Origin of the sequence: Burkholderia sp. Bp9012, from assembly GCF_003853825.1 — a bacterium.
Lineage (GTDB): Bacteria > Pseudomonadota > Gammaproteobacteria > Burkholderiales > Burkholderiaceae > Burkholderia > Burkholderia diffusa.
The window spans coordinates 197,185-209,383 of sequence record NZ_QTQA01000006.1; the positions used below are offsets into that span (position 1 = coordinate 197,185).

Consider the following 12,199-nt stretch of genomic DNA (forward strand, 5'->3'; position numbering starts at 1 on the left):
TGTTAGGCAGCCGGTTGCGCCTTTTGCGCTTCCTTCACGAGACGCTGAACGGTCGGCGACAGTTGCGCGCCAACACCTTGCCAGTACGTCAGACGGTCCTGAGCGATACGCAGCGATTCGCCCTTCGTGGCGACCGGGTTGTAGAAGCCGACGCGCTCGATGAAGCGGCCGTCACGACGGTTGCGCGAATCGGTAGCGACGATGTTGTAGAACGGGCGCTTCTTCGAGCCGCCGCGAGCCAGACGGATGATAACCATATGAAATCCTTCGGGGAAACCGGGTTCGAAACTACTGAAACGTGCGATTATAGCCGGAAACCAAAGCCACAACAAACACTTACGCGCAAAAATTCCACGGACTCCCTGCGCGCCAGGCATACAATCGTCGTGTCCACGACGCTCACCGCCGCCATGCCGCTATTTTGCGTCACCCCGGCGGGCCGCGCGCAGCACCGCCTCGCGGGCTTGCTGACCGGCCTCGTCACCTGTCTCGCAGCCGCCGCGGCTTGCGCCGCAACGCCGGTGGACAAACTCGTCGTGCCATCCGGCTTCCATGTCGACGTGCTGACCGACGCCGTGCCGACCGCCCGCGAAATGGCATGGTCGCCCCGCGGAATCCTGTATGTCGGGTCGCAGGAAGGTCGCGTGCATGCATTCGTGATGCAGGAGGGCCGGATCACGGCCCGACACGTGATCGCATCGGGGCTCGACATGCCCGTCGGCGTCGCGTATCGCGACGGCGCGCTCTATATCTCCGCCGTGTCGCGCATTCTGCGCCTCGACCACATCGACGACCGGCTCGCCAGTCCTCCGGTGCCGACGGTCGTGACGGACGCGCTGCCGACCGACCATCATCACGGCTGGAAATTCATCGCATTCGGCCCCGACGGCAAGCTCTACGTGCCAACCGGCGCACCGTGCAACGTGTGCCTCGCCGATCGCGGCCGATACGCGATCATCGCACGCATGAACGCGGACGGCAGCGGCCGAGAAGTGTTTGCCCGCGGCGTGCGCAATACCGTCGGCTTTGCCTGGCACCCCGATTCGCGCGAGCTGTGGTTCACCGACAACGGGCGCGACTTGATGGGCGACGACGTGCCCGACGACAAACTGAACCGTGCGCCGCACGCAGGCCTCGATTTCGGCTTTCCGTACTGCCACGGCGGCGACACGCCTGACCCTGAATTCGGGAGCGCCGACGTGTGCCACCGCTACGTACCGCCCGTGCTGAAACTTGGCGCGCACGTCGCGGCACTCGGCATGCGCTTCTATACGGGGCCGATGTTTCCGGCGTCATATCGCAACAACATCTTCATTGCCGAGCACGGTTCGTGGAATCGCAGCACGAAGGTCGGCTATCGCGTGATGCGCGCGGTCGTGTCGGCCGACGGCAGCCACGCAAGCCAGACACCGTTCATCACCGGCTGGCTGCGCGCGGACGGCACCGTGTGGGGGCGCCCGGCCGACGTACTGCCGCTGCCGGACGGCTCGCTGCTGGTCAGCGACGACTATGCGGGCACCATCTATCGCGTCACCTATGCGGCACCTTGACGCAGGCAAGGGGTGACCCGGCCCGACCGGGCATCGTAGAATGCCTGCCGGGCCACGCGCCCCGCGCCGGCCTGCCGGCCGCCCATGCCAACGATAATCCGCCGCCATCCATGTCCAGCAGCACCGCATCGTCGTCCCGCCGCTTTCGCTCCAAGACGCTCACCGCCGCCCTCGCGTTCCTCCTCGGCTCGCTCGGTGCGCACCGCTTCTACCTGTACGGCTTTCGCGACGTGTACGGCTGGGCGCACCTGCTCGCGACGATCGTCGGGATCCCGGGTTTCCTGCTGCTCGCCGCGACCCAGCGCAGTGCCAACCTCGGCTGGTGGCTCGCCGTGCCGGGTGCGATCTCGCTTCTGGCTGCGTTCCTCGCCGCGCTCGTCTACGGCCTGCGCCCCGACGAGAAATGGGACGCGCAATTCAATGCCGATACCGGCAAGCACAGCCAGTCAGGCTGGACCGTGATCTTCATCGTGATCTTCTCGCTGCTGATCGGTGCGTTCCTGCTGATGACCGCGCTCGCGCTGTCCTTCCAGACATACTTCGAATCGCAAGTCGAAGCGGCGAAGCAAATCTCGCAATAAGCACCGACGCGCGTCGGTCAGCTCAGAACAGCCTCAGCTGCACGTCGTCACGCGACGTCGCGCCGGTTGCGCCCGCCATCGGGCTTTGCGCTGCCGCCCCGGTTGCCGGCGCACCGCGAAACTGCGACAGATCCAGAATGCCGTTCGCGCGCTCGTTCAACCCGAGCCGCTTCACGGCCTGACGGAACCGCTGCCGCAACAGGTCTGCCCAGATTCCCTCGCCCTTCATCCGCTTCGCGAAATCCGAGTCGTAGTCCTTCCCGCCGCGCATGTCGCGCACGCGGTTCATCACGCGCTCCGCGCGATCGGGGAAATGCGCGGAGAGCCAGTTCTTGAACAGCGGCGCGACCTCCCACGGCAGCCGCAGGATGATGTAACTCGCGTGCGTTGCGCCGGCTTCCGCACAGGCTTCCAGCACACGCTCCATGTCCGGCTCAGTGACGAACGGGATCATCGGTGCAATGCTGACGCCCACCGGCACGCCCGCGTCGCGCAGCGCGCGGATCGTGCGCAGCCGGCGCGCCGGCGTCGCCGCACGCGGCTCGAGCGTACGCGCGAGATCGGCATCGAGCGTCGTGATCGTGACCGCGGCCATCACCTGCCCGCGCTCGGCCATCGGGGCCAGCAGATCCAGATCGCGCTCGATCAGTGACGATTTCGTGATCGCGGCGAACGGCAGCCCGTGATCGTGCATCACCTGGATCACGCTGCGCGTGATGCGCAGATCGCGCTCGACGGGCTGGTATGCATCGGTGTTGACGCCAAGCGCGATAGGCTCCGGCACGTAGCGCTTGCGCGAAATCTCGCGCTCGAGCAATTCGGCAGCGTTGACCTTCGCATAGATGCGGCTCTCGAAATCGAGCCCCGGCGACAGACCGAGATAACTATGGGTCGGCCGTGCAAAGCAGTAAATGCAGCCATGCTCGCAGCCCCGATACGGATTGAGCGACACGCTGAACGGTATGTCCGGCGACTGGTTGTGCGTGAGGATGCTCTTCGCGCGCTCCTCGAATACCTGCGTGCGCAGCGGAACCGGCAGATCGGTATCGACCGATTCGTGGGTCCAGCCGTCGTCGACCGCTTCACGCAGCGCCGTTTCGTATCGCCCCTGGAGGTTGTCGACCGCACCACGCCCCTTGCGGGGCGCCGGCGGCGCTATCGGAAATTCGTTGTCGGACCGACCGCCCATGCACTCACCCATTCGCCTGCACCCAATACTGTACATTTATACAGTATTGGGTGCAGCATGCCAAGGGTGAGATAGAGGGACGAACCGTAGGCCACAGCCAGGGTCATTCGCCGACCGAGATCGTCAGCGTCTCCTTGATTTCTTCCATCACGACATAGCTCTTCGACTGCACCGCGCCAGGCAGCTGCAGCAGGATGTCACCCAGCAGCTTGCGATAGTCGGCCATTTCACCGATCCGCGCCTTGATCAGGTAGTCGAAGTCGCCGGACACGAGATGACATTCGAGCACCTCGTCGATCTTCATCACTTCGCGCCGGAACTGCTCGAACATGTTGCCGCCCTTGTGGCCGAGCGTGATCTCGACGAACACCAGCAACGCGGCACCCAGTTGTCCCGGATCGACACGTGCGTGATAGCCGGTGATGACGCCGTCGCGCTCCATGCGCCGCACGCGTTCGATGCACGGCGTGACGGTCAGCCCGACCTGCTCCGCGAGGTCCTTCATCGCCATCCGGCCGTCGTCCTGGAGCAGTTTGAGGATGCGCCGGTCGAGCTTGTCGAGCGAGCGTACTGGCTGGCGTTGCGTTCTCATTTGTTTATGCTGAAAACCTGAAAAATACGATAACAAAACCTACACATTCGACAATACCATAGCGCAAAAAACTAGATCAGCTAGAGGTTACACGGAGACGCAGGTGCGCCCGGCCTCGACCTGATCCTTCCATCTGGAGCAGCTATGCGAGTCGTCATTCTGGGCAGCGGTGTGGTGGGCGTGGCAAGCGCGTATTACCTCGCGCGCGCCGGTCATGAAGTCACGGTGATCGACCGGGAAGCCGGTCCGGCGCTCGAGACGAGCTTCGCGAACGCAGGTCAGATCTCGCCCGGCTATGCCGCGCCGTGGGCCGCGCCCGGCGTGCCGCTGAAGGCCGTCAAGTGGATGTTCGAGAAGCACGCGCCGCTCGCGATCCGCCTCGACGGCACGCGCTTCCAGCTCCAGTGGATGTGGCAGATGCTGCGCAACTGCACGGCCGAGCGCTATGCAGTCAACAAGGGCCGCATGGTCCGCCTCGCCGAATACAGCCGCGATTGCCTGCAGGCGCTGCGCGCCGACACGGGTATCCAGTACGAAGGCCGCACGGGCGGCACGCTGCAACTGTTCCGCACGCAGCAGCAACTCGACGGCGCGGCGAAGGATATGGCGGTGCTGCAGGAAGCCAACGTGCCGTTCGAACTGCTGTCGCCGGCCGAGCTCAAGAATGCCGAACCGGCGCTCGCCGCCGTGTCGCACAAGCTGACGGGCGGCCTGCGCCTGCCGGGCGATGAAACCGGCGACTGCCAGCTGTTCACGACGCGCCTCGCGGCGCTCGCAGAATCGCTCGGCGTGAAGTTCCGCTACAACACGCCGATCGACGCGCTCGCGATCGCGGGCGGCAAGATCGCCGGCGTGCAGTGCGGCAGCGAGACGGTGCGCGCGGATGCATATGTCGTCGCGCTCGGGTCGTACTCCACCAACTTCATCTCAAACCTGATGAAGATCCCCGTCTATCCGCTGAAGGGCTATTCGATCACCGCGCCGATCGTCGACGAGACGGCCGCGCCCGTGTCGACGGTGCTGGACGAAACCTACAAGATCGCGATCACGCGTTTCGACCAGCGCATCCGCGTCGGCGGCATGGCGGAGATCGTCGGCTTCGACAAGAACCTGCGTGCCGCGCGTCGCGAGACGCTCGAAATGTGCGTGAACGACCTGTTCCCGGGCGGCGGCGACACGTCGAAGGCAACGTTCTGGACAGGCCTGCGCCCGATGACGCCGGACGGCACGCCGATCGTCGGCCGCACGCCGGTCTCGAACCTGTTTCTGAACACCGGCCACGGCACGCTCGGCTGGACGATGTCTTGCGGGTCGGGCCAGCTGCTCGCCGACCTGATCTCGGGCAAGAAGCCGGCAATCCAGGCCGACGACCTGTCGGTGCATCGCTACCTGAAGGACGTAGCCGGCCAGACGCGCCCGGCATACGCATAAGTCGGAACGGCCCGCCGCGACGCAGGCCGGTCCGCATCAACGAAAAAGGCGCCCCGAGGGCGCCTTTTTCGTTACAGCGAATGCGTTGCGGGCTCGGAACAGGGCCTCCGTCGACTCGCGCACGGTCGTTGCCATTCGCGCCGACGATCAACTCTTCTGGCCCACCTGTCCGCACGACGACATGTTCGGCGCGGCATTGAGCGAGCACGGCTCGCTGCCCGACAGCCCCCCCCGCCCGCTTCTGTCGTCGCACAAAAAAAGGGGCGCATATCGCGCCCCCTCGTCCTGCGTACTTGCCGCCGAAGCGTCAAGTCACGCCGTGTCAGCCCAGTTCGTTCACGAGCTCCGGCACGAGCGCGAACAGGTCGCCGACGAGGCCGTAATCGGCCACGCTGAAGATCGGCGCTTCCGGATCCTTGTTGATCGCGACGATCACCTTCGAATCCTTCATGCCGGCCAGGTGCTGGATCGCACCCGAGATACCGACCGCGATGTACAGCTGCGGCGCAACGATCTTGCCGGTCTGGCCGACCTGATAGTCGTTCGGCACGTAGCCGGCGTCGACTGCCGCGCGCGATGCGCCAAGCGCTGCCGACAGCTTGTCGGCCAGAGGCTCCAGCACCTTCGTGTAGTTTTCGCCGCTGCCCAGACCGCGGCCGCCCGACACGATGATGCTCGCCGACGTCAGCTCCGGACGATCCAGCTTCGTCACTTCACGGCTCACGAACTGCGATTTGCCTGCATCGGCCGCCGCTTCGATCTTCTCGACCGACGCGCTGCCGCCTTCCGCCGCCACCGGATCGAAACCCGTCGCACGCACCGTGATCACCTTGATCGGATCGCTCGACTGAACCGTCGCGATCGCGTTGCCTGCGTAGATCGGACGCTCGAACGTGTCGGCCGAATCGACCGCCGTGATGTCCGAAATCTGTGCGACGTCCAGCTTCGCGGCGATGCGCGGCGCGATGTTCTTGCCATAGGCGGTTGCCGGCGCGAGGATGTGCGAGTAGTCCTTCGCGATGTTCAGCGCGGTCGCTTCGACGTTTTCCGCCAGGCCCGCTTCGAGCTGCGGCGCGTCGGCCAGCAACACCTTCGACACGCCTGCAATCTTGGCTGCCGCATCGGCCGCGCCCTGCGCGTTGTGCCCCGCGACCAGCACGTGAATGTCACCGCCAATCTTCGCGGCCGCCGCCACCGTATTCAGCGTCGCGGCCTTGATCGACGCGTTGTCATGTTCTGCAATCACCAGAATCGTCATTTCTTTCCGCTCCCTCTTACAGCACCTTGGCTTCGGTCTTCAGCTTCTCGACCAGCGTCTTCACGTCCGGCACCTTCACGCCGGCCGCGCGCTTCGGCGGCTCGGCCACCTTCAGCGTCTTCAGACGCGGCGTGACGTCCACGCCCAGGTCTTCCGGCTTCACCGTTTCCAGCGGCTTCTTCTTCGCCTTCATGATGTTCGGCAGCGTCACGTAGCGCGGCTCGTTCAGGCGCAGGTCGGTCGTGACGACCGCCGGCAGTTGAAGCGACAGCGTTTCCGCGCCGCCGTCGACTTCACGCGCAACCGTGGCGCGGCCATCGGCGATCGTCACCTTCGACGCGAACGTCGCTTGCGGCAGGCCTGCCAGCGCGGCCAGCATCTGGCCCGTCTGGTTCGAATCGTCGTCGATCGCCTGTTTGCCGAGGATCACGAGTTGCGGCCGTTCCTTGTCGACCAGCGCCTTCAGGATCTTCGCCACCGCCAGCGGCTCGACGCTGTCGTTCGATTCGACGAGGATCGCGCGATCCGCGCCGATCGCCAGCGCCGTGCGCAGCGTTTCCTGCGCTTGCGTCACACCGACCGACACCGCGATCACTTCGGTCGCCACACCCGCTTCCTTCAGGCGCACCGCTTCTTCCACCGCGATTTCGTCGAACGGGTTCATCGACATCTTCACGTTCGCAATGTCGACGCCCGTGTTGTCCGACTTCACGCGGACCTTCACGTTGTAATCGACCACTCTTTTCACTGGCACCAGGATTTTCATGCACACGCTCCAAAGTTACGAATACGACCAGAGGCCATTCTATAGCGAGGCCTCATGACTGCGCGGCCAAGCGGACCAATCCATCGCGGCTATCGAGGATAACGCTCCTCTTCGGCGCGCCGGCAATAGCGAACGGTCGTTCTATTTTAAAAGAGAAAAAACCCGGACGCAAAGCCCGGGTTTTCGATCATCAACTCTAATCGTCACCGGGCGCGCCCAGCACCACGTGTTACCAGGCGGCGATGACCGCGCCGCCGAACTTCTGTTCGATGAACTGCTTCACTTCCGCGGAATGGTAGGCCGCTACCAGCTTCGCGACCCACGGCTTGCTCCGGTCGGCGTCGCGAATTGCGAGAACGTTCGCGTAAGGGCCGTTCGGGCCCTCGATCGCGATCGCGTCCTGTTTCGGCTTCAACCCGGCTTCCATCGCGTAGTTGGTGTTGATCGCCGCCGCGTCGACGTCGCCGAGCGAACGCGGAATCTGCGCCGCATCGAGTTCGACGATCTTCAGCTTGCGCGGATTGTCGACGATGTCGAGCGGCGTCGCCTTCAACCCGGCGTCCGCACGCAGCTTCAGCAGCCCCTGCTTCTGCAGCAACAGCAGCGCGCGGCCGCCATTGGTCGGATCATTCGGCACCGCGATGCGCGCGCCGGGTTTCAGCTCGGCCAGCGACTTCACCCGCTTCGAATAGATGCCCATCGGGAATGTGACGGTATCCGCAACCTTGATCAGCTTGTAGCCGCGATCCTTCACCTGCGCCTGCAGATAAGGATCGTGCTGGTAGCTGTTTGCGTCGAGATCGCCCGACGCGAGCGCCGCGTTCGGCTGCACGTAATCCGAGAATTCGACGATGCGGATGTCGAGGCCGCTCTTGGCCGCGACCTTCTTCACCACGTCCATGATCTGCGCGTGCGGACCGCCCGTCACGCCCACCTTGATGGTTTCGGCCTGCGCGTGCGCGCTCGCGAATAGCGCGGCCGCGCCGAGTGCGGCCGCGAACTTCAGCATGAAGCGTCGTTGCATCATCTCCCCCTACCAATGAATGTCGTTTTACTTGTGGCTCAGCCGGCGCACGAGCCAGTCGCCGAACGATTGCACGATCTGCACGAACACGATCAAGATCGCGACGACCGTCCACATGACTTCCGGCAGATAGCGCTGGTAGCCGTAGCGGATCCCGAGATCGCCGAGCCCGCCGCCGCCGATCGCACCGGCCATCGCTGAATAACCGACGAGCGACACGAACGTGATCGTCAGGCCCGCGACGATGCCAGGCAGCGATTCGGGCAGCAGCACCTTGAACACGATCTGCGACGTCGTCGCGCCCATCGACTGCGCGGCTTCGATCAGCCCGCGGTCGACTTCGCGCAGCGCGGTCTCGACCAGTCGCGCGACGAACGGCGCGGCCGCGAGCGTCAGCGGCACGACCGCCGCAGCCGTGCCGATCGACGACCCCGTGACGAGCCGCGTGAACGGAATGACCGCAACCAACAGGATGATGAACGGCGTCGAGCGCACCGCGTTCACGATGCCGCCGAGCACACGATTCACGCCGAGGTTTTGCAGCACGCCCTGGCGGTCGGTCAAGTAGAGCAGCACGCCGAGCGGCATCCCGACGAGCGCGCCGACCGCTCCCGAGATGCCGACCATGATCAGCGTCTCCCAGAACGACTGCACGAACATATCGAACATCTCACTCAACATACGAAAGCTCCTCTACCACCACACCTTGCTCGCGCAGGAACGCGAGCGCCTGCCCGACCTTGCCCGGTTCGCCGCCCGCGAGCACCGCGAGCGACCCGAACGCCTGCCCCTGGATCTCGTCGATCTGGCCGTGCAGGATGTTGAAATCCAGTTCGTACCGGCGAATCGTCTCCGACAGGATCGGCTGGTCGACACCCGAGCCGGTGAACGCGAGCCGCAGCAAATGCCCACTGCCCGTCTTCAGCCGCTCGGCCACGCGTGCCTTCAGCGCGGGCGGCAGTTCCTGCGCGATCACGTCGCCGATCAGCGCGCGCGTCACTTCGTGATGCGGCTGCAGGAACACGTCGATCACGCGGCCTTCCTCGACCACGCGACCCGCGTCGAGCACCGCCACGCGATCACACACTTGCTTGATCACTTCCATCTGGTGCGTGATCAGCACGATCGTCAGGCCAAGTTCGCGGTTGATGCGCTTCAGCAGGTCGAGGATCGCGCGCGTGGTCTCGGGGTCGAGCGCCGACGTCGCTTCGTCCGACAGCAGCACCTTCGGCTTGCTCGCGAGCGCGCGGGCGATGCCGACGCGCTGCTTCTGGCCGCCGCTGATCTGCGCAGGGTAGCGGTCCTTCTGCGCGGACAGCCCGACGAGGTCGAGCAGCGGCAGCACGGCGGCCTCGATGTCGGCACGGCTCGCGCCAGCAAGCTCGAGCGGCAACGCGACGTTGTCGAAGACCGTGCGCGACGACAGCAGGTTGAAGTGCTGGAAGATCATGCCGATTTCGCGGCGCGCTTCGCGCAGCGCGCCGGCCGACAGCAGCGTGAGATCAAGCCCGCCGACGACGACGTTGCCTTCGGTCGGCCGCGTGAGCAGGTTGATGGTGCGCACGAGCGTGCTCTTGCCGGCGCCGCTTCGGCCGATGATGCCGAACACCTCGCCCTGCGGGATCGTCAGATTGACGTTGTGCAATGCGTCGACCCAGCCGGTCGGCCCGGGGAAACGCTGCGACAGATTGCGTAATTCGATCATGTAAACAAAACGGCGGCCGACTGGCGAAGCCCGCCAGTCGGCCGCCGATGCATCTGGAATAGCCGGCGATTTTACCGCAAACGCCTCATTCCACTTAATAATCGATTTCGATCTTTTCATAACCAGACGAAATTAGAGGAGCACTGCTGGTCCGCCGTGTGAGTGCCGCGACTATGATCCGGAACACCGATGCCAACCAAACAGGGGACCCGCCAGATGACCGCCACCACCACGCAGGTCGCCGCACCCGCCGCCATCGCAGCACGGGACACGGCAGCGCCGCCCGCCCCGCGGATGGGCCGGCTCCGTACCGCGGACGGGCTCGAACTGGCGTCGTATCGCTGGCCGGCTGGCGACGGCACGGAGCCGCCACGCGCGACGATTGCTCTCGTGCATGGCCTCGCCGAGCATGCGGGCCGCTACGCGGCGCTCGCGGCCAGATTGAATGCGGCCGGCATCGACGTGCTGGCGATCGATCTGCGCGGGCACGGCCAGTCACCCGGTAAACGCGCGTGGGTCGAGCGTTTCGACGATTACCTGAACGATGCGGATGCCCTCGTCGCCGAAGCCGCCCGCGACGATACGCCGCTCTTCCTGATGGGGCACAGCATGGGCGGCGCCGTCGCGGCGCTGTATGCGATCGAACGCGCGCCGATTCGCGGCCACGCGCTGGCGGGCCTCGTGCTGTCGAGCCCGGCGCTCGCGCCGGGACGCGACGTGCCGCGCTGGATGCTCGCGATGAGCCGCTTCATCAGCCGCGTGTGGCCGAGCTTCCCCGCGATCAGGATCGACGCGGCGCTGCTGTCGCGCGATCCGGCCGTCGTCGCGGCCAATCGTGCCGACCCGCTCGTGCACCACGGCGCGGTGCCGGCGCGCACCGGCGCCGAGATCCTCGACGCGATGGCGCGCATCGAGCGCGGTCGCGGCGCGCTGCGCGTGCCGGTGCTCGTCTATCACGGCACCGAGGACAAGCTGACCGAGCCCGACGGAAGCCGCGCGTTCGGCGCACGCGTCGGCTCGCCCGATCGCACGCTGACGCTATACGAAGGCGGGTTCCACGAAACGATGAACGATCTCGAGCGCGACCGCGTGATCGATGCGCTGATCGAGTGGATTCACGCGCACGTGCAGGCGCGCTGAGCGCGCGCCGCCCCGCTCCCGGTCAGATGCCGGCCAGCACGCGCAGGTGCGCCACGACGCTGCGGCCGAGCGCGGACAGGTTGTAGCCGCCCTCGAGACAGCTCACGATGCGGCCCTGCGCATGCCGGCGCGCGACGTCGACGATCTGCGCGGTCAGCCATTCGAAATCGGCCTCGACGAGACCGAGGCTGCCGATGTCGTCCTCTCGATGCGCGTCGAAACCGGCCGACACGAACAGCATCTGCGGCTTGAACGCGTCGAGACGCGGCAGCCAGAACATGTCGACCGCTTCGCGGATCGCCATCCCGTTGCTGCGCGCAGGCATCGGCAGGTTGACCATGTTCGGCGCCTGGTGATCGACGCCCGAGAACGGGTATAGCGGATGCTGGAAGAAGCTGCACATCAGCACCCGCTCGTCGTTCGCGAACGCGGCTTCGGTGCCGTTGCCGTGGTGCACGTCGAAATCGACGATCGCGACGCGCTCGAGGCCGTGGACGTCGAGCGCATGCCGCGCGGCGATCGCGACGTTGTTGAAAAAGCAGAAACCCATCGCGCGCGCTGGCTCCGCGTGATGGCCGGGCGGCCGCACGCTGCAGAACGCATTCGCGTAGCGGCCTTCGATCACGGCGTCAGTCGCCGCGATCGCCGCGCCGGCCGCACGCAGCGCGGCGCGCCACGTGTCGCGGTTCATCAGCGTGTCGGGATCGATCTCGACGTAGCCGTCGACGGGCGTCATGCTGCGGATGTAGTCGATGTGGGCCTGCGTATGCACGCGGCCCAGCGCCACCTCGCTCGCGAACGGCGCGGTTTCGTGCACGATCAGGTCGTCGATGCGGCTCGCGATCAGTTGATCCTGGATCGCCGACAGGCGGGCCGGGCATTCCGGATGCCATTCCCCCATCTCGTGCAGCATGCAGTCGGGGTGCGTATAGAAGGCGGTTGCCATAATCTGTCATCCGCGAC

Annotated in this window: 13 protein-coding genes; 4 read left to right on the forward strand and 9 right to left on the reverse strand. The window is 65.5% G+C overall.

The genetic code is table 11. The features are described 5' to 3' along the window. Nucleotides 1-2: 2 nt before the first annotated feature. The gene (rpsP, locus tag DIE11_RS10570; RefSeq protein ID WP_006476550.1) at nucleotides 3-257 is read right to left on the reverse strand and encodes a 30S ribosomal protein S16; all 255 of its coding nucleotides are present in this window, start codon (nucleotides 255-257) and stop codon (nucleotides 3-5) included. Between the two features lie 153 nt (nucleotides 258-410). Here rpsP and DIE11_RS10575 point away from each other — a divergent pair, with 153 nt between their 5' ends. Together DIE11_RS10575 and DIE11_RS10580 are read left to right on the forward strand one after the other, a co-directional pair. Continuing rightward, on the forward strand, nucleotides 411-1,550 hold the full coding sequence (locus tag DIE11_RS10575) for a sorbosone dehydrogenase family protein (RefSeq protein ID WP_124623561.1): 1,140 nt from the start codon (nucleotides 411-413) through the stop codon (nucleotides 1,548-1,550). 110 nt (nucleotides 1,551-1,660) lie between these two features. Next, nucleotides 1,661-2,131 carry an NINE protein gene (locus tag DIE11_RS10580; protein WP_059599369.1) on the forward strand — a complete coding sequence of 157 codons (471 nt, stop codon included), beginning with the start codon at nucleotides 1,661-1,663 and terminating at the stop codon, nucleotides 2,129-2,131. A 22-nt stretch (nucleotides 2,132-2,153) separates the two neighbouring features. On the opposite strand, the gene DIE11_RS10585 is transcribed toward DIE11_RS10580, so the two are convergent. After that, complete coding sequence (locus DIE11_RS10585; RefSeq protein WP_124623388.1) at nucleotides 2,154-3,332, reverse strand: PA0069 family radical SAM protein; 1,179 nt, start codon at nucleotides 3,330-3,332, stop codon at nucleotides 2,154-2,156. A gap of 91 nt (nucleotides 3,333-3,423) precedes the next feature. After that, on the reverse strand, nucleotides 3,424-3,912 hold the full coding sequence (locus DIE11_RS10590) for an Lrp/AsnC ligand binding domain-containing protein (protein ID WP_006762687.1): 489 nt from the start codon (nucleotides 3,910-3,912) through the stop codon (nucleotides 3,424-3,426). Nucleotides 3,913-4,056: 144 nt separating this feature from the next. Here DIE11_RS10590 and DIE11_RS10595 point away from each other — a divergent pair, with 144 nt between their 5' ends. Further along, on the forward strand, nucleotides 4,057-5,343 hold the full coding sequence (locus DIE11_RS10595; protein WP_124623391.1) for a D-amino acid dehydrogenase: 1,287 nt from the start codon (nucleotides 4,057-4,059) through the stop codon (nucleotides 5,341-5,343). A 322-nt stretch (nucleotides 5,344-5,665) separates the two neighbouring features. On the opposite strand, the gene DIE11_RS10600 is transcribed toward DIE11_RS10595, so the two are convergent. From DIE11_RS10600 to DIE11_RS10620, 5 genes are all read right to left on the reverse strand, one after another. Next, complete coding sequence (locus tag DIE11_RS10600) at nucleotides 5,666-6,601, reverse strand: electron transfer flavoprotein subunit alpha/FixB family protein (RefSeq protein ID WP_059590178.1); 936 nt, start codon at nucleotides 6,599-6,601, stop codon at nucleotides 5,666-5,668. A gap of 16 nt (nucleotides 6,602-6,617) precedes the next feature. Next, a complete protein-coding gene (locus tag DIE11_RS10605; protein ID WP_124623394.1) occupies nucleotides 6,618-7,367 on the reverse strand; it encodes an electron transfer flavoprotein subunit beta/FixA family protein in 750 nt (249 codons plus the stop codon). A 229-nt stretch (nucleotides 7,368-7,596) separates the two neighbouring features. Continuing rightward, complete coding sequence (locus DIE11_RS10610; RefSeq protein ID WP_124623395.1) at nucleotides 7,597-8,391, reverse strand: MetQ/NlpA family ABC transporter substrate-binding protein; 795 nt, start codon at nucleotides 8,389-8,391, stop codon at nucleotides 7,597-7,599. A 27-nt stretch (nucleotides 8,392-8,418) separates the two neighbouring features. Further along, on the reverse strand, nucleotides 8,419-9,072 hold the full coding sequence (locus DIE11_RS10615; RefSeq protein WP_059529977.1) for a methionine ABC transporter permease: 654 nt from the start codon (nucleotides 9,070-9,072) through the stop codon (nucleotides 8,419-8,421). Continuing rightward, entirely contained in the window at nucleotides 9,062-10,096 is a 1,035-nt protein-coding gene (locus tag DIE11_RS10620) for a methionine ABC transporter ATP-binding protein (protein ID WP_124623398.1), read from the reverse strand. Before DIE11_RS10620 ends, DIE11_RS10615 begins: the two co-directional genes overlap by 11 nt. A gap of 216 nt (nucleotides 10,097-10,312) precedes the next feature. On the opposite strand from DIE11_RS10620, the gene DIE11_RS10625 reads away from it, so the two are divergent. After that, on the forward strand, nucleotides 10,313-11,236 hold the full coding sequence (locus tag DIE11_RS10625) for an alpha/beta hydrolase (protein ID WP_124623564.1): 924 nt from the start codon (nucleotides 10,313-10,315) through the stop codon (nucleotides 11,234-11,236). Between the two features lie 22 nt (nucleotides 11,237-11,258). Here DIE11_RS10625 and DIE11_RS10630 read toward each other — a convergent pair whose 3' ends face one another. After that, nucleotides 11,259-12,182 carry a histone deacetylase family protein gene (locus DIE11_RS10630; RefSeq protein ID WP_124623400.1) on the reverse strand — a complete coding sequence of 308 codons (924 nt, stop codon included), beginning with the start codon at nucleotides 12,180-12,182 and terminating at the stop codon, nucleotides 11,259-11,261. Between the last annotated feature and the right edge of the window lie 17 nt (nucleotides 12,183-12,199).